General features: G+C 72.4%; 21 protein-coding genes. 4 read left to right on the top strand and 17 right to left on the bottom strand.

Features of this window, described 5'->3' with window-relative positions; genetic code table 11:
- Window positions 1–26: 26 nt before the first annotated feature.
- From BLV05_RS11930 to mca, 7 genes are all read right to left on the bottom strand, one after another.
- On the bottom strand, window positions 27–2,093 hold the full coding sequence (locus BLV05_RS11930) for a thioredoxin domain-containing protein (RefSeq protein WP_046768516.1): 2,067 nt from the start codon (window positions 2,091–2,093) through the stop codon (window positions 27–29).
- A gap of 42 nt (window positions 2,094–2,135) precedes the next feature.
- The gene (locus tag BLV05_RS11925) at window positions 2,136–5,615 is read right to left on the bottom strand and encodes a SpaA isopeptide-forming pilin-related protein (protein WP_152690719.1); all 3,480 of its coding nucleotides are present in this window, start codon (window positions 5,613–5,615) and stop codon (window positions 2,136–2,138) included.
- A 356-nt stretch (window positions 5,616–5,971) separates the two neighbouring features.
- Window positions 5,972–7,075: a ScyD/ScyE family protein gene (locus BLV05_RS11920; RefSeq protein ID WP_152690720.1), complete on the bottom strand. Its 1,104-nt coding sequence runs from the start codon at window positions 7,073–7,075 to the stop codon at window positions 5,972–5,974.
- Window positions 7,076–7,193: 118 nt separating this feature from the next.
- Window positions 7,194–7,655, bottom strand: coding sequence for a VOC family protein (locus tag BLV05_RS11915; protein ID WP_046768519.1), 462 nt, complete (start codon window positions 7,653–7,655; stop codon window positions 7,194–7,196).
- 32 nt (window positions 7,656–7,687) lie between these two features.
- Window positions 7,688–8,182, bottom strand: a complete 495-nt coding sequence (locus BLV05_RS11910; protein WP_046768520.1) for a helix-turn-helix transcriptional regulator — start codon at window positions 8,180–8,182, stop codon at window positions 7,688–7,690.
- A complete protein-coding gene (locus BLV05_RS11905; protein WP_046768521.1) occupies window positions 8,179–8,403 on the bottom strand; it encodes a hypothetical protein in 225 nt (74 codons plus the stop codon). Before BLV05_RS11905 ends, BLV05_RS11910 begins: the two co-directional genes overlap by 4 nt.
- A 67-nt stretch (window positions 8,404–8,470) precedes the next feature.
- On the bottom strand, window positions 8,471–9,346 hold the full coding sequence (gene mca, locus BLV05_RS11900) for a mycothiol conjugate amidase Mca (RefSeq protein WP_046768522.1): 876 nt from the start codon (window positions 9,344–9,346) through the stop codon (window positions 8,471–8,473).
- 168 nt (window positions 9,347–9,514) lie between these two features.
- On the opposite strand from mca, the gene BLV05_RS11895 reads away from it, so the two are divergent.
- Together BLV05_RS11895 and greA are read left to right on the top strand one after the other, a co-directional pair.
- Window positions 9,515–9,949: a DUF4307 domain-containing protein gene (locus tag BLV05_RS11895; RefSeq protein ID WP_046768523.1), complete on the top strand. Its 435-nt coding sequence runs from the start codon at window positions 9,515–9,517 to the stop codon at window positions 9,947–9,949.
- Window positions 9,950–10,140: 191 nt separating this feature from the next.
- Entirely contained in the window at window positions 10,141–10,644 is a 504-nt protein-coding gene (gene greA / locus BLV05_RS11890) for a transcription elongation factor GreA (RefSeq protein ID WP_046768524.1), read from the top strand.
- An 844-nt stretch (window positions 10,645–11,488) separates the two neighbouring features.
- On the opposite strand, the gene BLV05_RS11885 is transcribed toward greA, so the two are convergent.
- The 5 genes from BLV05_RS11885 to ilvA all read right to left on the bottom strand — a co-directional run bounded on the left by BLV05_RS11885 (window position 11,489) and on the right by ilvA (window position 16,041).
- A complete protein-coding gene (locus tag BLV05_RS11885) occupies window positions 11,489–12,325 on the bottom strand; it encodes an ABC transporter permease (protein WP_231948802.1) in 837 nt (278 codons plus the stop codon).
- Complete coding sequence (locus BLV05_RS11880) at window positions 12,322–13,314, bottom strand: ATP-binding cassette domain-containing protein (RefSeq protein WP_046768525.1); 993 nt, start codon at window positions 13,312–13,314, stop codon at window positions 12,322–12,324. The genes BLV05_RS11885 and BLV05_RS11880 overlap by 4 nt, the downstream gene beginning before the upstream one ends.
- A gap of 135 nt (window positions 13,315–13,449) precedes the next feature.
- Complete coding sequence (locus BLV05_RS11875; RefSeq protein WP_052762396.1) at window positions 13,450–13,854, bottom strand: DUF2089 domain-containing protein; 405 nt, start codon at window positions 13,852–13,854, stop codon at window positions 13,450–13,452.
- Window positions 13,851–14,768 (bottom strand): hypothetical protein, encoded by a 918-nt coding sequence (locus BLV05_RS11870; RefSeq protein ID WP_046768526.1) that lies wholly within the window; start codon window positions 14,766–14,768, stop codon window positions 13,851–13,853. Before BLV05_RS11870 ends, BLV05_RS11875 begins: the two co-directional genes overlap by 4 nt.
- Window positions 14,769–14,826: 58 nt before the next feature.
- Window positions 14,827–16,041 carry a threonine ammonia-lyase gene (ilvA, locus tag BLV05_RS11865; protein WP_046768527.1) on the bottom strand — a complete coding sequence of 405 codons (1,215 nt, stop codon included), beginning with the start codon at window positions 16,039–16,041 and terminating at the stop codon, window positions 14,827–14,829.
- Between the two features lie 103 nt (window positions 16,042–16,144).
- Between ilvA and BLV05_RS11860 the strand changes: the two genes are divergently transcribed.
- Complete coding sequence (locus tag BLV05_RS11860; RefSeq protein ID WP_197683620.1) at window positions 16,145–17,116, top strand: TIGR03557 family F420-dependent LLM class oxidoreductase; 972 nt, start codon at window positions 16,145–16,147, stop codon at window positions 17,114–17,116.
- A 16-nt stretch (window positions 17,117–17,132) separates the two neighbouring features.
- On the opposite strand, the gene BLV05_RS11855 is transcribed toward BLV05_RS11860, so the two are convergent.
- The 3 genes from BLV05_RS11855 to yczE all read right to left on the bottom strand — a co-directional run bounded on the left by BLV05_RS11855 (window position 17,133) and on the right by yczE (window position 20,050).
- Window positions 17,133–18,230: a DUF4328 domain-containing protein gene (locus tag BLV05_RS11855; protein ID WP_052762397.1), complete on the bottom strand. Its 1,098-nt coding sequence runs from the start codon at window positions 18,228–18,230 to the stop codon at window positions 17,133–17,135.
- 63 nt (window positions 18,231–18,293) lie between these two features.
- Complete coding sequence (locus BLV05_RS11850) at window positions 18,294–19,430, bottom strand: cystathionine gamma-synthase (RefSeq protein WP_046768529.1); 1,137 nt, start codon at window positions 19,428–19,430, stop codon at window positions 18,294–18,296.
- Between the two features lie 11 nt (window positions 19,431–19,441).
- Window positions 19,442–20,050 carry a membrane protein YczE gene (gene yczE, locus BLV05_RS11845; RefSeq protein ID WP_407716996.1) on the bottom strand — a complete coding sequence of 203 codons (609 nt, stop codon included), beginning with the start codon at window positions 20,048–20,050 and terminating at the stop codon, window positions 19,442–19,444.
- A gap of 64 nt (window positions 20,051–20,114) precedes the next feature.
- Between yczE and yczR the strand changes: the two genes are divergently transcribed.
- The gene (gene yczR / locus BLV05_RS11840) at window positions 20,115–21,584 is read left to right on the top strand and encodes a MocR-like transcription factor YczR (protein WP_152690722.1); all 1,470 of its coding nucleotides are present in this window, start codon (window positions 20,115–20,117) and stop codon (window positions 21,582–21,584) included.
- A 26-nt stretch (window positions 21,585–21,610) separates the two neighbouring features.
- On the opposite strand, the gene BLV05_RS11835 is transcribed toward yczR, so the two are convergent.
- Window positions 21,611–21,907, bottom strand: coding sequence for a hypothetical protein (locus BLV05_RS11835; RefSeq protein WP_152690723.1), 297 nt, complete (start codon window positions 21,905–21,907; stop codon window positions 21,611–21,613).
- Between the two features lie 111 nt (window positions 21,908–22,018).
- Entirely contained in the window at window positions 22,019–22,828 is an 810-nt protein-coding gene (locus BLV05_RS11830; RefSeq protein WP_046768593.1) for a DUF3152 domain-containing protein, read from the bottom strand.
- Between the last annotated feature and the right edge of the window lie 3 nt (window positions 22,829–22,831).

Here is a 22,831-nt window from a genome sequence, read left to right as displayed (position 1 = left end):
ATGAGCCCGAGATGAGCGTCTTCTCATCAACCGCCGAGCTGGCGGGCCAATGCGACGGGGTCGGTGACCGGCAGCTCGCACACGAAGCCGCGGCAGACGTACGCCGCCGGAACGCCCCCGACCTCATGACGGTCGCGCAGCAGCGGCACCTCGGCGGACGCGGGGTCGGCGGGGTCGCCGGCGACCACGACGGCGCCGGGCGAGCCCGACCGCAGCGCCACCGCATACAGCGCGGCGGTCCGGGGATCGCCGGCCGAACCCACGACCGCGACCTCGGCCGGGCCGGCCAGCCACGCCTCGGCGACCGCCAGTCCCCAGCCGGCGAACCGCGGCGCCCGGACGGCCAGCGCGTCGTAGCCGCGCAGCGCGTCGCCGGCGGCCGTGCGGTGCCGGTCCGATCCGGTGTACGCCGCGAACCCGAGCAGCGCGCCGGCCGCGGCCGACCAGCCGGACGGCGTCGCGTTGTCGGTCGGGTCCTGCGGCCGCCGGAGTCCGGCCAGCCGGACGTCGGTGGTGTCGTCGCCGGTGTCGAAGAAGCCGCCGGCGGGATCGGCGAACCGCGCCAGCACGACGTCGAGGAGCTGCTCGGCGAACGACAGCCAGACCGGGTCGCCGGTGACCGCGACCAGCGTCAGGAACCCCTCGGCGACGTCGGCGTAGTCCTCCAGCACCCCGGCGTGCCCGCCGATCACGCCGTCGCGGGACACCCGGCGCAGGCGGCCGCGCTCGTCGAGGTGCAGGCGGACCAGCAGGTCCGCGCAGTCGACGGCGGCCGCCACCCAGGCCGGCTGGTCGAACAGCGCGCCGGCCTCGGCCAGCGCGGCGATCGCCAGCCCGTTCCACGCCGCCACGACCTTGTCGTCGCGGCCCGGCGCCGGGCGCGGCAGCCGCGCGTCGAACAGCTGACCGCGCACCCGCTCCCACCGGCCGGCCTCACCGGCGGGATCCGGGTCGCGCAGCAGCTGCAGCGTCGACGCGCCGTGCTCGAACGTGCCGGCCTCGGTGACGCCGAGCAGCGCCGCTGCCCACTCGCCGTCCTCGTCGCCGAGGACGTCGCGCAGCTGGGCCGGCGTCCACACGTAGAACGCGCCCTCGACAGGCGCCGCACCCTCGACCGGCGGCGAGTCGGCGTCCAGCGAGCTGGCGAAGCCGCCCTCGGCCGTGCGCAGCTCGCGCAGCAGGAACCCGGCCGTCTCGCGGACCACCCGCGCGGCCAGCGCGGACCCCGTCATCCGCCACAGGTGCGTGTAGACGCGCAGCAGCAGCGCGTTGTCGTAGAGCATCTTTTCGAAGTGCGGCACCACCCAGCCGGCGTCGACGCTGTAGCGCGCGAACCCGCCGCCGAGCTGGTCGTACAGGCCGCCGCGGGCCATCCGCTCGCAGGTCTCCTCGGCCATGGAGAGCGCCCGGCGGTCGCCGGTGCGCGCGTGGTGGCGCAGCAGGAACTCGAGCACCATCGACGGCGGGAACTTGGGCGCGCCGCCGAACCCGCCCGCGGCCGGGTCGAACTCCCCGGTCAAGCGGGCGACGGCGGCATCGAGCCGGTCCGCTGCCGGCGGTTGGCTGCCGGCCGGGCCGGCACCGCCGGCGCCACCGGCACCGCCGAGCGCCGCGCCGATGCGGTCGGCCGACTCCGTGACGTCGCCGCGCCGCTGCGTCCACGCCTCGTCGACCGCCTGCAGCAGCTGGCCGAACGACGGCAGGCCGTGCCGCGGCTGCGGCGGGAAGTAGGTGCCCGCGTAGAACGGCTTGCCGCCGGGCGTGAGGAACGCGGTCATCGGCCAGCCGCCCTGCCCGGTGAGCGCCTGCACCGCCTCCATGTAGACGGCGTCGACGTCGGGCCGCTCCTCGCGGTCGACCTTGATCGCGACGAAGTGCTCGTTGAGGTACCCGGCGACCCGCTCGTCCTCGAACGACTCGTGCGCCATGACGTGGCACCAGTGGCAGGCGGCGTACCCGACGCTCAGCAGGACGGGGACGTCGCGGCGGCGCGCCTCCGCGAACGCGTCGTCGCCCCACTCCCACCAGTCGACGGGGTTGTCCGCGTGCTGCAGGAGGTACGGGCTACGAGCGTCGCGGAGGCGGTTGGGCATCGGGATCCTCTCGGGCCGGTGCCCCAAGCCTAGGCGTCGCGGTCAGGCCCGCCGCGACCGCCAGCGCAGCGCCGCGCCCACGGCCAGCCCGGCTGCCGCGACCATCGCCACCAGGCCCAGCGGCCCGCCGAGACCGGTGTCGGGCAGGTCCGGCTCGCCCGGCGTGGGCGACGGGGAACCGCTCGGCTCCGGCGACGACGGCGGCTCCGACGGCGTGGGCGTCGGTGTCGGCGTGCCCGGCTCCTCGGCCGGCGGGTCGACGAACGTCACCGCGGCGATGTCGGTGCCGGCGTTCTCGGCCGTGATCGACACGATCTCGCTGGTGACGTCGTCGGGCAGCAGGTACCCCTCGGGCGCGGTGATCTCGACCCAGTAGTAGTCGCCGAAGTCGAGGTCGCCGACGGAGCACAGGCCGTCGTCGCCGGTGGTGCAGGTGCCGACCACGAGGTCGCCGTCGGCGAGCACCAGGTCGAAGACGGCGCCGGGCAGCGACTCGCCGGTGTCCTCGGCGACCTTGTGCGCGCTCAGCTCCGACAGCAGCCGCGGGTCGTGGACGACCACCTGGGTGAGCTCGCCGCCGGCGTTCGAGGCGTCGATGACGACCGGCTCGCTGACGGTGTCGTCGGGCAGCGCGTAGCCCTGCGGCGCCGCGATCTCGACCCAGACGTAGGTGCCGAAATCGAGGTCGCCGATGGTGCAGGTGCCGTCGTCGCCGGTGGTGCACTCGCCCACGACCGCGCCGTCGGCGTCGTCGGCGCGCAGCTCGAACTCGGCGCCGGCCAGCGCCGTCCCGTCGACCGCGTCGACCTTCAGCACGGACAGCTCGGACCACAGCCGCGGGTCGCGGAACTCGAACGGTGTCGGGTCGTCGCCGGCGGTGGACTCGTCGACCACGAGCGGGTCGCTGGTGACGTCGTCGGGCAGCGCGTAGCCCTCCGGCGCGGCGGTCTCGACCCACACGTACGTGCCGAAGCCGAGGTCGCCGAGGGTGCAGGTGCCGTCGTCGGCGGTGGTGCAGGTGCCCACGACCGCGCCGTCGGCGTCGTCGGCGTGCAGCTCGAACGTGGCGCCGGCCAGCGGCGCGTCGTCGGTGTCGTCGACCTTGAGCACCGCGAGGCTGCCCGGCTTGCGCGGGTTGTAGAACGTCAGCGGCTCCAGCTCGGTGCCGGCGTTCTCGGCGGTGATGGTGACGGGCGCGCTGTACGGGTCGTCGGGCAGGTCGTAGCCCTGCGGCGCGGCGGTCTCGAGCCAGTAGTACGTCCCGAAGCCCAGGCCGGTGACCGTGCAGAGGCCGTCGTCGCCGGTGGTGCAGTCGCCGACGAGCACGTCGCCGTCGTCGAGGTACAGCTCGAACGTCGCGCCGGCCAGCGGCCCGGCGCTGTCGGACCCGCCGTCCAGCTTGAGCACCGACAGGTCGGTGAGCAGCTGCTCGTCCTCGAACGTCACCGCGACGGTGTCGCCGGCGTTGTCCGGGCCGATCGTGACCGGCCCCTGAACCGCGTCGTCGGGCAGCTCGTAGCCGGTGGGCGCGCCGGTCTCTTCTACCCAGTAGTCGCCGAACAGCAGGCCGCCGACCGTGACCGTGCCGGTCGCGTCGGTGGTCACCTCGCCTGGCGGGTCGACGACGGTGTCGTCGCCGGGGTCGAACTCGCCGTCGCCGTCGTCGAGCCGGACCACGAACGTCGCGCCGGCCAGTTCCTCGCCCGTGCTGGCGTCGGTCTTGACGATCTCGATGGACGAGCGGATCTGCCGGTCGGTCAGGGTCGCCACCGGCAGCTCGCCGCCGGCGTTGTCGCGGCCGATCGTGGTCATGCCGCTGAACCGGTCGGCCGGCAGCTCGTACCCGGCCGGCGCCTCGGCCTCGTACCAGTAGTAGGTGCCCCAGCCGAGGTCGCCGATGGCGCAGGTGCCGTCGTCGCCGGTGGTGCACTCGCCGATCAGCGTGTCGCCGCCGGGCGCGTCCTGCACGCCGTCGGCCGGGTCGTCCAGGTACAGCTCGAACGTGGCGCCGGCCAGCGGCTCCTGGGTGTCGGCGTCGAGCTTGCGCACGGTCAGCTCCGACGGCAGCCGCGGGTCCTCGAACGCGTTCTCGACGACGACGTCGGGGTTCTCGGCGTCGATGACGATGCCGTCGCGGACGGAGTCGGCGGCCAGGTCGTAGCCGGTCGGCGCGACGGTCTCGGTGACGGTGTACGTGCCGGTCGGCAGGTCCTCGACCAGGACGGCGCCCTCGGCCGGGTCGGCGTCGTTCTCACCGTTGTCAACGACGGTGATCGACACGCCCTCGGCGGCGCCGCCGGTGCCGACGACGGTGAACGTCGCGCAGCAGAGCGGGTCGCCGGACTCCGCGTCGAGCTTGCTCCAGGCCAGCGAGCCGAGCCGGTTGACGAACGTGACGGTGGCGGCGCCGAACTCGTCCAGCGTGACGTCCTGCGGCTCGTCGTCGAGCAGGTAGCCGGGCGGCGGCGCGGTCTCGGTGATCGTGTACTCGCCGGGCAGGGCCGGGTCGATGGTGATGACGCCGTCGGCCGGGTCGGCGTCGTTCTCGTCGTTGTCGGCGATGGTCAGGCTGTCCGGGTCGGCCGCGCCGGGGACCGGGTTCGGCTCGACGGTGAACGTCGCGCCGCCCAGCGGCTCACCCTCGGCGTCGTGCTTCTCGATGGTCAGCGGGCCGCATCGAGCCGGGGTGTCGACCGCGCCGGTGACGTAGTCCTTCAGCTCCGCGCTCGGGCTGGCGCCGGGCGCGCTGCGGATCCACAGCGACGAGAAGCCGGCGAACCCGCAGTCGTCGGTGTCGCCGAGCAGCGCGGTGAGGTCGAAGGCGATCTCGACGAACTGCTCGCGGCCCAGCGGCGACTCGTCGCTCGGCGTGGTGACGGCGGAGTCGTTGACGGCAAGCGCGAAGTCGTCGACGTCGCCGGTGGCCACCCACGCGGTGCCGTTCCACCGCTGCACCGCCTCCAGCTCCAACGGCCGGCTGCCCAGGTTGAACAGGCTCAGGCGCAGGTCGCCGACGCTGCGGTCGGGCACCACGGTGTCCTCGCCGTTGACGGTGTTGGGCAGCTGGTTCAGCTCGACGTACCAGCGGACCGAGCCGTTGTCGGAGCCGCGCTCCCACCCGACGTACAGGTACTCGTCGCCCTCGTGGACGCGGTCGTAGAGGTACGCGTCGCCGATGTCGCCCTTGCCGGGCGCGGCCGCGGACCCGTCGTCGTTCCAGGTCGAGGTGTTGGCTTCCTTGCTGCCGCGGTCGAAGACCGTCGCGTCGGTGCCGCCCAGCGGATCGTGGACGACGTCGACCTGCGCCGGGAAGATCGCCTCGCTGCCCCAGTCGACCGGGTCGCCGCCCGGGCCGGTGGCCGTCGTGGCGTTGTCGAAGCCCTCGTAGACATTGCCGTCGATCTCGAAGCCGCCCACGAGCTCGTTGCCGCTCTGGTTCGCGACCGCACCGCCGCCAGCAGCCGTCACCGAACCGGCCACCAGCAGCAGACCCACCACAGCCCGCGCAAACGGACGTCGCACACCGGACATAGCGCCCCTGCCCCCAAGAAAACAATGCCCGGCGCCGAAAGCCCGGGGAACATCAGTAAAAAGGTCAATCGCCCTTCGGCGTCGTACCGCCACGAGAATATCGTGGACCCGACGCCGAAGGGCGAGTGCCCCCCGGCCTTGGAGAATTCTCCGCAGTATGGAAGTCGACCCGGCGAACCCACGGATCACGCGTGTGGACTCGGCCAACGCAGAGCATGCACCCATCAATGCATGGCTGTCAACGCGAACTCACGAGTCACCGTCACGCCGTTCGACGTGACGGTGATCGTGACGAGAATTCACGTACCCATCATGCAAATCCAGGTGATTACCGACCGGTAATGAATTCACCCGATCCGCATGAGCGAGCCCGGCCCGAATACCGGCCCGGTCACATAGAGCCGCCCGTGCGCGCCGGCGTCGACACCGCCGGGCAGGATCAGCTGTCCGTCCGCCAGTTCGGTGCGCGAGCCGCCGGGCCGCACCCGGAACAGCGAGCCGACCGGCGGGTCGGCCAGGCCCAGCTCCCACTGCAGCCAGCTCTGCTTCACCAGCTCGACGGCGTAGACGCTGCCGTGGCTGCCCGGACCGAGGTCGACGATCGAGGTGAAGCCGTCGGCGAAGCGCCGGCAGTCACCCTTGTTCGGCCGCTCCGGGTCGCACACCGCGTTCCGGCTGCCGGGCTTGATCCGCCAGATCTGCGACGTGCCCGGCGTCGCCGGGAAACCGCGCAGCTCGCCGACGTACCAGTAGCCGTCCGACCCGACGGTGACCGACGTGGCGACCGCCTCGGCCAGGATCGGCGTGCCGGCCGGCGGCAGCGGCTCGCCCTCCATCTCGTCGGGCAGTTCCTCCGGCACCTCGACCACGCGCGGCTTCAGCCGGGCGACCGTGACGATGTGGCCGTTCGGGTAGACGCGGAGCAGGTCGTTGCCGGCGGCGTCGGCCACCAGCACGCTGCCGTCCTTCAGCGCCGCGACACCGTACGGGTTCGACTCCTCCGGGACCCCTTCCTGGTTGTACGGGTCCGGATCGCTCACCTGGTAGGCGGCGATGTCCGCGATCGGCTTCGCCGCTCTGCGGTGGCGGAGCAGGTAGAGCGTGGCCGCCCCGGTGCCCGGCGCGCCGGCGGACGTCAGGGCGTAGACCTGGCCGGGCCGGCCGGCGGCGACCGCCGGTGCGATGAAGCCGGCCGGTACCGAGCCGATCTCGTGCACCTTCGGATGGCGGCCGCGGTCGGTGACCAGGCTGACCGTGCCGTCGGCCGCGCCGACGACGATGCGGCCGGCCTGGTCGACGTCAACGCCCCGTGGCCCGTCGAACTGCGCCACCGGCGACGGCCCGGACGAGCCCTTCGCGCCGGCGGCCGGTGCGGCGGCGACGGCCGAGACCGCCAGTGCCCCCGTGGCCAGGAGTGCTGCTGCTGTTCGTGCATGCGATGAACGCACCATGAGAAACCCCCCAGTTTCTCCGTCGCCCGCGTCCCCCGTGAGGCTGATCCTCTGACGCGAGCCCACAGAGAATGACAGCGTGGTCACGGGAGGGGGTCAAGGGGTGCTAGCACGAGGATCAGGGCCGGCCGGGCTCGAACGCCTCCGACATCGCCTCCTGGTCCAGTGCCTTGTCGTTGAGCTCGTTGAGGCTGTACCAGTTGCCGAAGTCGTCGCGGAACACCGCCTCGACGCCGTACGGGCGGTCGGCCGGCTCCTGGATGAACTCCACGCCGCGGGCGGAGTACTCCGCGAACGTCGCGCGGCAGTCGTCGGTGTTCCACGCCCCGGCGCTGAGCGCGCCCTTCGCCATCAGCTCGCGCAGCGCGGCCGCGGTCTGCTCGTCGTGCATCGGCGGCCCGGGCACGGTGAGGTTCAGCTGGAACTCCGGGCTGGCCGGCGGGCCCACCGTCAGCCAGCGGAAGCCGTTCTCCATGGTGACGTCGGTGCGCAGCTCGAAGCCGAGCTTGCCGATGAAGAAGTCCAGCGCCTGGTCGTAGTCGCTCACGTATGCGGTCGCGACGCCCAGTTTGGTGATCATGAGGTTCCTTCCCTTCCGTCGGTGCTTCGACGTTAGGAGGGCTGGGCCGCTGCGGGCTTCTCCGCCGTTGCTGTGTTCGGGCCCTTCGGCAGCGGGCGGCCCCACATGAGGATGTAGCAGCCGGGGATCAGCCGCGGCCTGGACGCGTGCGCGTCGCGCTGGAACCGCGACGGCGACACCCCGACCAGCTCGGAGAACAGGCTGCTGAACGAGCCGAGGCTGGTGAAGCCGACCAGGTGGCAGATCTCGGTGACGTTGAGGTCGGCGACGCGGAGCAGTTCCTGCGCACGCTCGACCCGGCGGCGCTGCAGGTAGCGGCCCGGCGTCTCGCCGTACGCCGCCTTGAACGCGCGGACCAGGTGGTAGCGGGAGTAGCCGGCGGCGGCCGCGATGTCGGCGAGGTCGATCGGGTCGGCGTAATACCTGTCGACGAAGTCGCGGGCACGCCGCACCGCGGCCAGCGTCTCGACGGCGGCCGACCCGTAGGGCCGCCGCGCACCCGCCGGCCGGTCCGGACCGGTGGTCATCGGTCCGGCGGCTCCTGGTGCCCGTGCATGCGCTCGGAGTCGTTGGCGCCGTCGGGATCGAAGTCGACCCTGCGGATCTGCTTGCGCATGCTCCGGTACAGCACGACCAGCGCGACGATCAGGAAGACCATCACCAGGAAGCCGTACAGGCCGGGGCCGACGCCGGAGTCGTCCGCGTCAGACTCCGCCGCGGTGAGCGCCACCGCCTGCACGATGCCCATCAGAAACCTGTCTTCTCCTCGCGTGTCCCCCGCCGCCCCATTGTGGCACCGCACACGGGCACCGTGCTCACCGCAGTCCCGCGAAGAGGTCGTCCTCGGGGGTCTGAGTGGACACGTGCGACGTCACGAGCTCGTAGTCCTCGGTGGGCCAGGCCTGCTGGGCCAGCTCGAGCGGGACGGCGAACCAGGAGCCGTCGGGGTCGATCTGGGTGGCGTGCGCCAGCAGCGCGCGGTCGCGCACCGAGAAGTACTCGGCGCACTCGACCCGGGTGGTGACGCGGTCGTCCCAGTTCTCGTCGCCGTCCCACTCGGCCAGCCACTCGGTGTACGGCGAGGTGAGACCGCGCTTCTCCATGGCGTCGCCGAGCGCCTGCAGGCGCATGCGGCTGAAGGAGTGGTGGTAGTACAGCTTGAGCGGCTGCCACGGGTCGCCGCTGCCGACGTAGCGCGTGGGGTCGGCGGCCGCCTCGAACGCCGCGACGGTGATCTTGTGACACATGATGTGGTCGGGGTGCGGGTAGCCGCCGTTCTCGTCGTAGGTGGTGACGACGTGCGGGCGGAACCGGCGCATGATCTCGACCAGCGGCTCGGCCGCCTTCTCCACCGACATGAGCCCGAAGCAGCCGTCGGGCAGCGGCGGCAGCGGGTCGCCCTCGGGCAGCCCGGAGTCGACGAAGCCCAGCCACTCCTGCTCGACGCCGAGGATCTCGCGCGCGGAGTTCATCTCCTTGCGGCGGATCTCGGAGATGTTGGCCAGCACTTCGGGGCGGTCCATCTTCGGATTGAGGATGGAGCCGCGCTCGCCGCCGGTGCACGTGACGACGAGCACCTCGACGCCCTCGGCGACGTAACGGGCCGTCGACGCCGCACCCTTGCTGGACTCGTCGTCGGGATGAGCGTGGACGTGCATCAGCCGCAGCTGCTCGGACACCGGATACCCCATCGGTCGAACGGAACTCGTCAGGCGTGACGGCGCCCACCGGCCGGTTCGCCCCCGCTGCCCGAGGCGGCACGATCCTGGTGGGGCGGGCGCACCGCGTCCGCCGCCTCCGGAGATAATGGTGCCGCACGCCACTGACAACAACGCCCGCAGCCCCTGGGGACATCCCGCATGAGCGACCACGAGACCGCCGAGAGCGACCTGTTGGCGCAACGCTACGGCCGGTCGGCGGGCGGCGGCGCACCCGGCGCGCGCAGCGGCCGGGGCGTGCTCGTGGCGGTGGTGGCCGGGGTGGTGCTGGTGGCCGCCGTGGTGGCTCTGCTGATCGTGCGCTCGGCCAGCGGTCCGACCGTCGACGCCGAGCTGCTCTCGTGGGACGAGCCGCGCGACGGCGTCCTGACCGCCCGCGTCGAGATCCGCCGCGACGCCGGCCTCGCCGTCACCTGCGACCTCGTCGCCGTCGACCTGCGGCGCATCATCGTCGGCCAGGTCGACCTCGAGGTCCCCGCCGGCCCCGACGAGCACCTGGTCGTCCCCGCCGACATCCCGCTCGAGGGCGACGGCATCGTCCCCGAACTGCGCGGCTGCCACCCCGCCTCCGAGTAGCGCCCGGACGCCCCCCGGCCGCCGCCTTGTGCCCGGCGGCAGATCGCTGACCTGCGACAATCGTCGGCGCGGCGCATTGCTTGTATTCTTGTTCTTTCCCCGTCACCACCTTGACCGGGCGAACCGCCCGGCGGCGAAGCACACCCACACAGCGTGCGGCCGAACCGATAGACACCCGAGGAGCAGTTGCCGTGACCGCTACCAGCGACAACGTTGCTTGGCTCACCCAAGAGGCGTACGACCGCCTCAAGCAGGAGCTCGAGCACCTGATGGGGCCGGCTCGACTCGAGATCGCGCGACAGATCGAAGAGGCGCGCTCCGAGGGCGACCTGTCCGAGAACGGCGGGTACCACGCGGCCAAGGACGAGCAGGGCAAGCAGGAGGCCCGCATCCACGCCCTGCAGCAGCTGCTCCAGCGCGCCCAGGTGGGCGAGCCGCCGGACGACGGGGTCGTCGAGCCCGGCATGATCATCGAGGTCAAGTTCGAAGGCGACGACGACGCCGAGCGGTTCCTGCTCGGCTCGCGCGAGCTGGCGACCCTGGACGACTCCGTCGACATCGACGTGTACTCGCTGAAGTCGCCGCTCGGCGCGGCCATCAGCGGCAAGAAGGTCGGCGACAAGGCGTCCTACCAGGCGCCCAACGGGGCCACCATCAAGGTCAAGGTCGTCAGCGCCAAGCCGTACGGCGCCTGACCCAGCGCCCCGCAGACACCGACGCCGCCCGTCCGGTCCTCGCGACCGCGCGGGCGGCGTCGTTCATGACGTGGCTGCCCTCGTTCCATGATCATCAACCTATTGTGTCGTCATAGAGCCTGTTGCTGAATGAGGCTCCGTCCAGGCGAGGTGGGGGGAACAACGCGAAAACGGGCTGAAAATAGGCCCAAGTGGAGGGCCCTTGATCAAATGGCGAAAGCCCACCTCGCTGACCAGCGCCTTTGCAGCGGCCAAGTTGCCCCGTGGATGAACATCGTTCTCATCTTTCAAAAAGCAACAGGCTCCATAGCAGCCCAGAAGGTTGATGATCATGTTGGGAGGGGGTCGCGCCTGGGGATGCGTGATCATCGGCGATCGCCGGGGCCAGGGAGCCTGTTGCGGAATGGCGTGCGGCGCGGGCGTTGCCGAAGAATCTTCGGCGGCCGCCGTTCCCGCCCCGACGCCCGACCGCCTTGGCTAGGCTGGTCGTCGAACGAGGCCGGGCATATCGGGCGCAATCACGACGACCAGCCTTGCCAAGGGCGGCACCTGGCCGACAGTGCGAGACGCGCACAGGAAGATCTCCCGGCCCATCGCGGCGACAGCCGAAAGCGCAACAGGCTCCAGGACACCGTGATCGCCGATGATCACGGAATCCCCAGCTGCTGACCGGGCCACGGCTGCGAACATTGAGGTGTGCCCAGACTCGCCCCGTCCCCTGATAGCTGCCAGTCCTTTAGACCGGGGACGGCGAACGGTACGCCCCGGCGAACGTCCGCCCGGACAACCGAACCGCCCGCCCGGTCCTCGCGACCGGGCGGGCGGCGTCGTTGCGGCGGCCTCGTTACTTGCTGGACGCCTTCTTGTACTTGCGCACCGCCAGCGGCGCGAAGACGGCGATGATGAGCAGGCACCACAGCAGCGAGGCGAGCACCGGGTTCTGCATGGGCCAGGCGTCGGAGTCGACCAGGCTCTGGTTGCCGAACAGCTCACGCGCGCCGGACGCGATGGCGCTGACCGGGTTCCATTCGGCGATGGCCTGGACCACCGACGGCATGGTCGACGGGTCGACGAACACGTTGGACATGAAGACGACCGGGAACAGCCAGATGAGCCCGGCCGAGGCGGCGACCTGGGGGCTGCCGACCGACAGGCCGATGTAGGCGCCGACCCAGAGCATGGCGAACGCGAACAGCATGAGCAGTCCGACGGCCGCCAGGAACTGGCCGAACCCGTTGTGGAACGTCCAGCCCACGATGAAGCCACAGACGATCATGATGACCAGCACGATGAGCTGGTTCACCAGGTCGGCGATGACCCGCCCGGCGATGACCGCGGACCGCGCCATGGGCAGCGAGCGGAACCGGTCGATGAGGCCCTTCTGCATGTCGTCGGCGAGACCGACGCTGGCCGGCGCACAGGCGAACGCCATGGTCTGCACGAAGATGCCGGCCATGAGGAAGTCGACGTAGTCGACGCCCGGCACGTTGATGGCGCCGCCGAACACGTACGCGAAAAGCAGCACGAACATGATCGGCTGGATGAACATGTAGATCTGGTTGTCCGGGACCCGCCAGCCGGCCCGGATGTTGCGCCACGTCATGGTCATGGCGTCGGTGAACGCCTGGTTGAGGCCGACGCGGCTGGGCGCGGCGGCGGTCGGCATGGCGTCGGTGATCACGATGCCCTCCCCTTGGCCGTCTCGGCCTGCGTGTCCTCGTCCTCTGCGTGCCGGCCGGTGAGCTTGACGAACACGTCGTCGAGCGTGGGCCGGCGCAGCGCGATGTCGTCGATGGCGACCCCGGCCTCGTCGAGGTCGCGGATGACCTGGATGAGGCCCTTGGAGCCGGTGTGCGTGGGCACGGTGAGCTTGCGGGTGTGGTCGTCGCGGAGGCACTGGCCGCCGCTGCCGAGGTTGAGCACCTGCTCGGCCTTCCCGAGCGCCTCGGGGTCGTGCACGATGACCTCGATGCGCTCGCCGCCGATCTGGGCCTTGAGCTGGTCGGCCGTGCCCTGAGCGATGATGACGCCGTGGTCGATGACCACGATGTTGTCGGCCAGCGCGTCGGCTTCTTCGAGGTACTGCGTGGTCAGCAGGATGGTCGAGCCCTCGGCCACCCGCTCGCGGATGACGTCCCAGAGGTCAAGCCGGCTGCTGGGGTCGAGACCGGTGGTGGGCTCGTCGAGGAACAGCAGCTGCGGCCGGACGATGAGGCTGCCGGCGAGGTCGAGCCGGCGCCGCATGCCACCGGAGTAGGTCTTGAGCGTGCGGTCGGCCGCGTCGGTGAGGTTGAACTGCTCGAGCAGCTCGGCCGCCCGCTTCGACGCGTCCTTGCTGGACAGCTGGTAGAGGCGCCCGAACAGCCAGAGGTTCTCGCGTCCGGTGAGGTTCTCGTCGACCGCCGCGTACTGGCCGGACAGGCCGATCTTCGACCGCACCGCCTGCGGTTCGCGGACGACGTCGTGACCGGCGACGACGGCGCGCCCGGAGTCGGGCGCGAGCAGCGTCGTGAGCATGCGGACCGTGGTGGTCTTGCCGGCGCCGTTCGGCCCGAGCAGACCGACCACGGTGCCCTCGGGCACGACGAGGTCGACGCCCCCGACGGCCTTCACGGCCTTCTCCCCGGAGCCGAAGGTCTTGACCAGACCCTCGGCGGTGATGGCGTTCACGGTGGTGTCCTCTCGTGTTGGATGGAGGCATCGTGGCAGGTGCCCCCGACAAGGTCGGGCCGCGATCGGACCGGCCTCGGCGGCTACCAGCGCCAGTGATTACTTATATAAGCGAAGCCTTCTATTATCAAGCGATCAGCCCAGCAGCGTGGTCGCCTCGTCCAGGTCGAGCTCGCCGGCGGCCAGCCGGCGCAGGACGTCTTCGCGGTCGACGGAACCGGCGCGCTCGGCACCGGTCTCGGCCGGCGTCTCGAGGCCGAGCCGCTCGAGCAGCTCGGTGAAGCGCTGCCGGGCGGTCGGGTAGCTGACCCCCAGCTCGCGCGCGAGCTCCCTCATATTGCCTCTCGACACCAGGAAGGTGCCAAGGATTTTCTGGTCCTGCGGGGTGAGCGAGCAGTACGGGCAGGACGCGAACCGGCCGGACAGCTCGGTGCCGCAGGACTCGCAGCCGAGCCGGGTGACGTGCAGCTTCACGCCGCAGACCGGGCAGTCGGACGGCGGCTGGTGCAGGTGTTGGGGCTGCGGGAAGCCGCCGATCATCGCTGCGCCCCTTCGGGCAGCCGGACCGTGATGTCGCCCATGACGACCTCGGCCTGGATCTCCGCGGCGCCGGTGCCGAGGACGACGTCGCGGTCGCGGTCGCGCCCGGTGCGCTCGGGCACCGTGCGGAACCGGCCGAGCTGGACGTCGGAGCGGATGCGGACGTCGGACCCGTCGAGCAGCGTCAGCTGCAGCGACCCGGACTCGCAGCGCATGCGCGAGTGCCCGGCCAGCTGGCGGGTCTCGACCTGCGCGGAGCCGGCCTGGACCAGGAGGTCGACCGGGCTCTCCAGCCCGCGCACCCGCAGCGACCCGGCCGTCACCCTGAGGTGGTCGAGCGCCGGCAGGTGGTCGACCTGCAGCGAGCCGGCGATGACCTCGGCGCCGACCGCGAGGTCGGGGTTGACGCGGACGTGGAGGTCGAGCAGCTGGCCGGGGTTCTGGAACCGGCTGGCGAAGTCGCGCCAGCCGCCGGCCAGCAGCACGAACGCGCCGTCGCCGGGGACCAGCTCGGACTCTCCGGTGACGTGCAGCATGGCGCCGTCGCGCCGCACCGTGTGCTGGCCGTTGACGGCGACCGTGGCGACGCTGGGGTCGCCGACGATGACCACCCGCCGTGAGGTGGCCCGCACCTGCACCCGGGTGATCTTCTGCGGCGTGACCGGGCCGCTCGCTCCGGCCGGGCCGGACCACCCGGTGGGGCCGGCGCCCGCTCCGGCCGCGGCCCCAGCAGCCCCGGCCGGCGCGTCGACGGGTTCGGCCGTCTCGGCATCGGCGGGCTCGACGGTCTCGGCGCCGGTGGGCGCGTCCGCCGTCTCGTCCGCGATCTGGTCGAGCAGGACGGCCGCCCGGGTGGGGTCGAGCCGCCCGTCGGCGACCTGCTCGAGGATCTCACGCACGCTGAGGGTGTCCATGCGCCCATGGTGGAACCTGAACTATCAAAACGTCAAGTGCATCTACCAGATCGGCAAGTCAATCTCCTGAAATGGAAACCGGATAGCCGGACTCGCGCAGCTTGGCCAGCACCCGCTCGCAGTGCTCGGGCCCACGCGTCTCCAGCTGCAGCGCGATCTCGACCTCCTCGATCGACAGCGTCGAGCCGGTGCGCTCGTGCACGACGTCGAGCACGTTGGCGTTGACGGCGGCGAGCTCGGACAGCAGCTGCGCCAGCCCGCCGGGCGCGTCGGGCACCCGGACCCGCAGCGCGAGGTAGCGGCCGGCGGCGGCCATGCCGTGCCGGATGACCCGCAACAGCAGCAGCGGGTCGATGTTGCCGCCGGACAGGACGGCGACGACCGGCGGCTCGTATGCACCGGGGTCGTCCAGCAGCGCCGCGACGGCGGCGCCGCCGGCCGGCTCGACGACCAGCTTGGCCCGCTCGAGCAGCAGCACCAGCGCCCGCGACAGCGACTCCTCGGACACGGTGACGACGGAGTCGACGTACTCCTGGATCATCGCGAACGGGACGTCGCCGGGACAGCCGACCGCGATGCCGTCGGCCATCGTCGACATCCGCTCCAGCGCGACCGGCTTGCCCGCCGCGAGCGACGTCGGGTACGCCGCGGCGCCCTCGGCCTGCACGCCCACGACCCGCACGCCGGGCTTGAGGTGGTGCACGGCCAGCGAGATGCCCGCCGTCAGCCCGCCCCCGCCGGTGCCGACGACGATCGTCCGCACGTCGGGGCACTGCTCCAGGATCTCCATGCCGACGGTGGCCTGACCGGCCACGATGTCGGGGTGGTCGAACGGGTGGATGAGCACGGCGCCGGTCTCGGCCGCGAACGCGCGCGCCTCGAGCAGGGCGTCGTCGATGCTGGTGCCGGCGAACCGCACGTCGGCGCCGTAGGCCCGGGTGGCCTTCTCCTTGACGATGGCAGCGCCCTCGGGCATGAACACCGTCGCCTTCGTGTGCAGCATGCTGGCCGCGAGCGCGACACCCTGGGCGTGGTTGCCGGCACTGGCCGCCACCACGCCGCGGGCGCGGTCCTGCTCGGACAGCCGGGCGATGCGCACGTAGGCGCCCCGGATCTTGAACGACCCGGCGCGCTGCAGGTTCTCGCACTTCAGATGGACCCGGCCGCCGACCCGTCCGGCCAGCCAGCGGGAGTCCTCGAGCGGAGTGGGTCGCACGACGTCGCGCAGCAACTCGCGCGCGGCTTCCACGTCCGCCATGGAGACAGTACTCATACGACGATCCTGTCACCCGGCTGCCTATGATCGCTTCACGACCGGTACGGCTCTAGCCGTAATCAGATACAAGATATAGAGTGAGACAGTGAAACTAGCCTGGTTGTGCAGTCACGAGTCCTACCAGCCCGAGGTCCTGCTGGACCACGCCGTCCTCGCCGAAGAGGTGGGATTCGACGTGGTCACCGGGGCCGATCACTTCCACCCGTGGGTCGACGACGTCTCGGCCGCCAGCTACGTGTGGTCCTGGTTCGGCGCCGTCGCGCAGGCCACCTCCCGCGTCGAGCTGGCCACCAGCGTCACCGCCCCGCTGTTCCGATACCACCCGGCGCTGATCGCGCAGGCCGCCGCGACCGTCGACCGGCTCTCCAACGGCCGGTTCATCCTGGGCGTCGGCACCGGCGAGGCCATCAACGAGGCGCCGCTGGGGTACGCGTTCCCCGGCTACACCGAGCGGATCGCCCGCATGCGCGAGGCGCTGACGATCATGCACGGCCTGCTCGCCGGCGAGAAGCTCGACTTCGACGGCGAGTACTACCAGGCCCGGACGGCGAAGCTGTACAGCCCGCCGATCGGGCGCGCGCCGGTCTGGATGGCGGCCGGCGGCCCGAAGTCCGCGACCTTCGCCGGCGAGACCTGCGAGGGCCTCATCACCAGCGTCAAGGACCCGGCCGAGACCGTCGCGAACATCATCGCGCCGTACCGCGAGGCCGCCGCGGCCCGTGGCGCCGGCACGACGGTCATGGCGACCCGCTGGGTCGTCCTCGCCGGCAGCGACGACGAGGCCTGGGAGGCGCTGGTCTCGATGCGTGGCCTGCGGGCGCCCGGACGGCTCGAGGTGGCCGACCCCATGGTGCTGCGCGAGCGCGCCGACGCCATGGACCGGCAGGAGATCCTCAGCAAGTACACGATCGTCCGCGACCTCGACCAGCTCACCGAGGCGTACCTGCCGCTGGTGACCGACGTCGGGGCCGACTACGTGGCGGTGCAGGTGGCCAGCGCCGACCCGGCCGGCACCATCCGCCGCATCGGTGCCGAGGTGCTGCCGGTGCTGCGCGAGGGCGCCTCGTCCTGACGCGCGACCGGACGGGTCAGGACGGCGGCACCGGCGGCGGTGCGGGCGGTCCCTGCGGGGCGTCGGGGTCCGACGGGGCCGGCTCGTCCGGTGTCGCGCTCGCCCGCTGGGCGAACGGCGACGGCGGCGCGGACTGGTCGGGCTGGGCGGGTTGCTGCGGCGACCAGCCGGCCGGCGTCGCCGACGGCGGACTGGAGGGCTGGGCGTACGGGTCACCGGCCGGCGGCTGCTCGTACGGCGACGGCGGCGGGCCGTAGGACGGCTGACCGTAGGACGGCTGCGCCGGGCCGGCCTGGCCGTACGGAGCCTGACCGTACGGCGCCTGCCCGTACGGCGACCCGGGCGGGGCGGCCGGCCAGGAGCCGTACGGCTGCGCCTGCCCGCCGATCATGGCCAGCCGGGCCCGCAGCGCCGCCTCCTGCCGTGACGTCAGCGTCCGCACCATGACGATGGCCAGCACGGCCGCCGCGACGTAGCCGAGGTTGGCGGCCAGCGAGAGACCGTCGGCGTTCTGCAGCCGGTCGAGGTAGTCGGCGTCCACCTCGTCGGGTGCGCCGGCCGCGGCGCCACGGTCGAGGATCGCGGCCAGCGCGAAGCAGACCGCCCACACGACGACGATCGCCGGGCCGCGTCCGCCGGTGGCGGCGTGCTGGCCGTCGAGGTCGGAGCGGCGGGCGTTGAGGAAGAGGTTGCGCGCCGGGATGATCAAGTTGGCCAGCGGGATGAACCAGCCGCCGACGGCCCAGCCGGGGCTGGTGACATGGCCCTGGGCGCCGAGCACGCGGGCGTTCTTCGCGTGCCGGTACTGCCACACGATGAACACCGCCGCGATGGCGAGGAACACCACGAACCACAAAATCACGGACCCGGCCACGAACGCGTCGGCGTCCTCGGCGCGCTGCCGGTCGATGCTGCCGCTCTCGATGACCTCGTCGACGTAGCCGATGCGGCCGGCGTACGCGGCGACCGAGAGCAGGCTGAACAGCGAGCTGACCACGAACAGCACGGTCAGCGCGGTGCGCAGGCCGCCCAGTGAGGACGGCTCACCGGCCGGCGGCGGGGGCGCCCACTGGGCGTTGCCCCACTGCTGCTCCGGGTGGTCGTTGTAGCTCATGCATCTCCCCGATCCGTGCGGCGTCGGCACACCCTAACGGGCGCCGTGCGGCACGGGGAAGGGTCAGCCCAGCGCCTGGCTGAGGTCGGCGAGGATGTCGTCGACGGTCTCGATGCCGACCGAGAGCCGCACGAGGTCGCCGGGCACCTCGAGCTGGCTGCCGGCGGCACTGGCGTGGGTCATGCGGGCCGGGTGCTCGATCAGCGACTCGATGCCGCCGAGCGACTCGCCCAGCGTGAACAGCTTCGTCCGGTTGCAGACGTCGACCGCGGCCTGCTCACCGTCGCCCAGCCGGAAGGACACCATGCCGCCGAACCGGCTCATCTGCTTGACGGCGACGTCGTGGCCGGGGTGCCCGGGCAGCCCCGGGTAGAGCACCTGCGAGACCCGCGGGTGCCGTTCCAGCAGCTGCACGACCCGCTCGGCGTTGTCGCTGTGGCGGTCCATGCGAACGGCGAGCGTCTTCAGGCCGCGCAGCACGAGCCACGCGTCGAACGGGCCGGCGACGGCGCCCATGGCGTTCTGGTGGTAGGCCAGTTCGTCGCCGAGGGCGGTGTCGGCGACGACCAGCACACCGCCGATGACGTCGGAGTGACCACCGCAGTACTTGGTGGTCGAGTGGACGACGACGTCGGCGCCGAGCGCCAGCGGCTGCTGCAGGTACGGCGTCGCGAACGTGTTGTCGACGACGAACAGCGCGCCGGCGTCGCGCGCGACGGCGGCGAGGCCGGCGATGTCGGCGACGCTGAGCAGCGGGTTGGTCGGCGTCTCGACCCAGATGATCTTCGTCTCGGGGCGGACCGCGGCCCGCACGGCCGCGGCGTCGGTGACCGGCGCCGCGGTCCAGTCGACGCCCCACTTCTGCGCGATCTTGCTGACCAGCCGGAACGTGCCGCCGTAGGCGTCGTCGGGGATGACGATGTGGTCGCCGGGCTTCAGGACGGCCCGCAGCAGGGTGTCCTCGGCCGCCATGCCACTGGCGAACGCGAGCCCCCGGGCGCCGCCCTCGAGCGCGGCGATGCACTCCTCCAGCGCGGTGCGCGTCGGGTTGGCGGTGCGGCTGTACTCGTACCCCTCGCGCAGCCCGCCGACGCCGTCCTGGGCGTAAGTGCTGGTGGCGTAGATGGGGGTGATGACCGCCCCGGTCCGGGGGTCGGGCGCCTGGCCCGCGTGGATGGCTCGCGTCTCGAATCCGTGCACGAGATGCGACTCTAACTCGCCGAGGTCACGGCGGCGACGCGAATCGGCTCACGGACCTGCAACTTCGGCAGCAGCAGGTGTACCAGCGGGCCGATCGACAGCGCATAGACCACGGTCCCGGCGCCGACGGTGCCGCCGAGCAGCCAGCCGGTGGCCAGCACGACCACCTCGATGGAGGTCCGGACCAGTCGCACCGAACGACCGGTCCGCCGGACCAGTCCGGTCATCAGGCCGTCGCGCGGGCCGGGGCCGAGCCGGGCGCCGATGTAGGCCGCGGTGGCGACAGCGTTCAGCATGACGCCGGACACCATGAACACGATGCGCACCGCCAGCGGCTCCGGCGCGGGCAGCAGCCAGATCGACGCGTCGGCGGCCAGCCCGATCAGCAGCGCGTTGGCGATGGTGCCGACGCCGGGCTTCTGCCGCAGCGGGATCCACAACAGCAGCACCAGCACGCCGACCACGATGACCACGGTGCCGATGGTCAGGCCGGTCCGCTCGGCGATGCCCTGGTGCAGGACGTCCCACGGGTCCAGGCCGAGGCCGGCCTCGATGAGCAAGGCCATGCTGAAGCCGTAGAGCAGCAGGCCGGCGAAGAGCTGGGACAGGCGGCGGGTCATCACGCGACCATTCTCACCGACGAGTGGCCTGTTCTTCCATAGCCAATCGTGCCAGAGTGGACTGGTGCGCACCGTCACAGGCTCCCAACTGGCGACGTTGATCGGCGACCGGTCCGAGGCCGGCGGACCGGCGTACGCCCGCGTCGCGGCGGCGATCCGGCGCCTGGTCCTCGACGGACGGCTGCCGCTGGAGACCCGGCTGCCCGGCGAGCGCGAGCTGGCGGCCGCGCTGGGCGTCAGCCGGACCACCGTCACCGCGGCCTACGACGAGCTGCGCGGCGGCGGGTACGCCGTCAGCCGGCAGGGCTCGGGCACCCGGACCGCGCTGCCGCCGTCGCGAACCTCCCGGCCGGGCGGCTCACGGGTGGGCGGCAGCGGCACGGGTCCGGCGTGGACACCGTGGGCGGCCGACGGCTCGGACCTGCTGGACCTCGCGCACGCCGCGCCGGAGGCCCCGGCCGAGGTGCGCCGGGCCTACGACGCCGCGCTCGAGCAGCTGCCGCTGCACCTGCCGGGCTCGGGTTACCACCTGTTCGGGCTGCCCGACCTGCGCGCGGCTGTCGCTGACCGGCTGACGGCGCGCGGCCTGCCCACCCTGCCCGGCCAGGTGCTCGTCACGTCCGGAGCGCAGCACGCGTTCACGCTGGTCCTGCAGCTGGTCACCGGGCCGGGCGACCGCGTGCTCGTGGAGCAGCCGACCTACCCGAACGCGCTGGACGCGATCGGCCGACACGGCGCCACCGCGGTCCCGGTCGCGCTGGCCGGCGACGGCTGGGACCTCGGCGCCGTCGCGGCCGCCGTCCGGCAGACCGCGCCCCGGCTGGCGTACCTGATGCCCGACTTCCACAACCCCACCGGGCTGCTGGCCACCGAGGCTGAACGGCGCGAGCTGGGCGCCGTCCTGACCCGCAGCCGCACCCTCACCGTCGTCGACGAGACGCTGGTCGAGCTGGCGCTGGACGGGCCGGTGCCGCCGCCGCTGGCGACCTTCCTGCCTGACGACCTGACGGTGACGGTCGGCAGCGCGAGCAAGACGCTCTGGGGTGGGCTGCGGATCGGCTGGGCGCGGGCCGGCACCGCGCTGATCCGCCGGCTGGCCGCCGTCCGCGCCAGTGTCGACATGGGCTCGCCGGTGGTCGAGCAGCTGGCGGTCGCGGAGCTGCTGCGCGGCCTCGACGCGGCCCTGCCGGCCCGTCACGCGGAGCTGCGCATCCGCCGCGACGCCCTGGTGGCGGCGCTGGCGCAGCGGCTGCCGTCGTGGCGGGCGCGGGTGCCGGCCGGCGGGCTGGTGCTGTGGTGCGAACTCGGCGCGCCGGTGTCCAGCCGGCTGGTGGTGGCCGCGGAGCGGCACGGCATCAGGCTGGCGGCCGGCCCGCGGTTCGGCGTCGACGGCACGTTCGAGCGGCGGCTGCGGCTGCCGTTCACCTATCCCGCCGACGTGCTGGGGTCCGCGGTCGGCGCGCTGGAGCAGGCCTTCGGGGCGGTGACGGCCGAAGGCGGGGCGGCCGCCGAGCCCGTCCACGCCGTGGCCTGACGACCACGGGGACGCCACGTGCGGCGCTAGCAGACGCGGCAGGTCCAGTCGAAGGCCCAGTAGCCGCCGGTCGAATCGACGTACGGGTAGCAGGTGCTGACCCAGGCCCAGCTGCTGTACTGGCGGCGCACATGCTGACACTTGTCCAGGTTCAGCGCGACGTACGTGTGGTCGTAGGCCATGGCCGCCGTGGCGGGCGCGGGCGTGGCCTGAGCCGGGCCGGACGCGGCGAACAGTGTCGTGGCGGTCAGCCCGGCCGCGAACGCCGCACCGGCCAGCCGTCCCATCGTCCGGCGGCGCGCTCGCGAGTGTGTCGTCAGCATGTGCCGATCCTCCCGTTGGTGTCACCACGACCGTAGGGAGACCGGTCCGGAGCCGTGAAGGTCCGGTTGACCCCCAGTCGGCCGGGACGGTCACGACGGGGTCACGGCCCGTCAGGGATGCGGCCAGGCGTTCGGGAGGCAGCCGTCCAGGCTGTAGGTCTGCTGGAGCATGACCGGCGCGACCTGGCCCGGCGCCGGGCAGTCGACGTGGCCTTCGCCCAGTGCGTGGCCGACCTCGTGGTTGACCACGTACTGGCGGTAGCCGGCGACGTCGCCGTTGTAGTGGGGGACGGCGACCGCCCAGCGCAGCGCGTTCAGCACGACGTTGTCGCCGTTGCGGCAGGACACCTCGCCGTTGGTGCGCAGCGGCGCGCACAGCTGATCGGTGGTGCCCGGGGTGGCGATCAGGATCCGCAGGTCGCCGCCGGCCGGCACTCGCTGGAACGAGAAGTCGCCGCCGGCGATCCAGCTGCGCGGGTCGGCCAGCGTGGTGTCGACGACGGCGGCCACTTCGATCGGGTCGAACGGCAGCCCGGTCTCGACCTCGACGGTGTAGGTGAGCAGCGTGCCCTCGGTGCCGGCCCGGCCGCTCTGGCCGGGCGTGACGGTGAACGTGCCCGGCCCGGTGGCGGGGATCTGCGGGGCCGACGGAGTCGGCGGCGACGTTGGACGCGCGGCCGGCATGACGACGAGGGTCTTGGGCGGGCGGGCCTGCGGGTCGGCCGGCTGGCCGGCGAGCGGCGCGGCGGCCCGCTGGGGCGCCGGCTCGCCGGAGGGCGCCACCGCCCAGCCGACGACGGCGAGCGCCGCCAGGCACGGAACCAGGAGGCCGAGCCCGCGGCCGCGGCGGCCTGACGAACGCTCCGGCGTCCGGTTGCGTCCCCGATCGGGGAGACCGGCACGACGCGCTCCGGAGGCCATGCC

Source organism: Jiangella alkaliphila (assembly GCF_900105925.1).
GTDB lineage: Bacteria > Actinomycetota > Actinomycetes > Jiangellales > Jiangellaceae > Jiangella > Jiangella alkaliphila.
The sequence above is the reverse complement of the archived record's forward strand: the minus strand, read 5'-3'. Positions and strand labels throughout refer to the sequence as shown.

Coding starts and splice junctions, on each gene's coding strand:
- BLV05_RS11930 (WP_046768516.1), bottom strand. CDS start 2,093: ATGCCCAACCGCCTCCGCGACGCTCGTAGCCCGTACCTCCTGCAGCAC.
- BLV05_RS11920 (WP_152690720.1), bottom strand. CDS start 7,075: ATGGTGCGTTCATCGCATGCACGAACAGCAGCAGCACTCCTGGCCACG.
- BLV05_RS11915 (WP_046768519.1), bottom strand. CDS start 7,655: ATGATCACCAAACTGGGCGTCGCGACCGCATACGTGAGCGACTACGAC.
- BLV05_RS11910 (WP_046768520.1), bottom strand. CDS start 8,182: ATGACCACCGGTCCGGACCGGCCGGCGGGTGCGCGGCGGCCCTACGGG.
- BLV05_RS11905 (WP_046768521.1), bottom strand. CDS start 8,403: ATGGGCATCGTGCAGGCGGTGGCGCTCACCGCGGCGGAGTCTGACGCG.
- mca (WP_046768522.1), bottom strand. CDS start 9,346: ATGGGGTATCCGGTGTCCGAGCAGCTGCGGCTGATGCACGTCCACGCT.
- BLV05_RS11895 (WP_046768523.1), top strand. CDS start 9,515: ATGAGCGACCACGAGACCGCCGAGAGCGACCTGTTGGCGCAACGCTAC.
- BLV05_RS11875 (WP_052762396.1), bottom strand. CDS start 13,854: ATGATCGGCGGCTTCCCGCAGCCCCAACACCTGCACCAGCCGCCGTCC.
- BLV05_RS11870 (WP_046768526.1), bottom strand. CDS start 14,768: ATGGACACCCTCAGCGTGCGTGAGATCCTCGAGCAGGTCGCCGACGGG.
- ilvA (WP_046768527.1), bottom strand. CDS start 16,041: ATGAGTACTGTCTCCATGGCGGACGTGGAAGCCGCGCGCGAGTTGCTG.
- BLV05_RS11855 (WP_052762397.1), bottom strand. CDS start 18,230: ATGAGCTACAACGACCACCCGGAGCAGCAGTGGGGCAACGCCCAGTGG.
- yczE (WP_407716996.1), bottom strand. CDS start 20,050: ATGACCCGCCGCCTGTCCCAGCTCTTCGCCGGCCTGCTGCTCTACGGC.
- BLV05_RS11835 (WP_152690723.1), bottom strand. CDS start 21,907: ATGCTGACGACACACTCGCGAGCGCGCCGCCGGACGATGGGACGGCTG.
- BLV05_RS11830 (WP_046768593.1), bottom strand. CDS start 22,828: ATGGCCTCCGGAGCGCGTCGTGCCGGTCTCCCCGATCGGGGACGCAAC.